At 55.6% G+C, this 435-nt stretch carries 1 rRNA gene; it reads left to right on the plus strand.

Annotation, left to right across the window (positions count from 1 at the left end):
- Positions 1-390 (plus strand): 16S ribosomal RNA (locus tag KNO68_RS14885); the annotation flags it as partial.
- Positions 391-435: the final 45 nt, after the last annotated feature.

A 435-nucleotide genomic window follows, 5' to 3' on the forward strand; every position in this document is an offset into this window, starting at 1 on the left:
GGAGACTGCCGGTGACAAACCGGAGGAAGGTGGGGATGACGTCAAATCATCATGCCCCTTATGAGTTGGGCTACACACGTGCTACAATGGACGGTACAAAGGGCAGCGAAGCCGCGAGGTGGAGCCAATCCCAGAAAGCCGTTCTCAGTTCGGATTGCAGGCTGCAACTCGCCTGCATGAAGTCGGAATCGCTAGTAATCGCAGGTCAGCATACTGCGGTGAATACGTTCCCGGGTCTTGTACACACCGCCCGTCACACCACGAGAGTTTGCAACACCCGAAGTCGGTGAGGTAACCGTAAGGAGCCAGCCGCCGAAGGTGGGGCAGATGATTGGGGTGAAGTCGTAACAAGGTAGCCGTATCGGAAGGTGCGGCTGGATCACCTCCTTTCTAAGGAAAATGCCCATGTGGCATTGCCCATCGTTCAGTTTTGAG

The organism is Exiguobacterium sp. s75, from assembly GCF_018617145.1.
Classification (GTDB): Bacteria; Bacillota; Bacilli; order Exiguobacteriales; family Exiguobacteriaceae; genus Exiguobacterium; species Exiguobacterium profundum.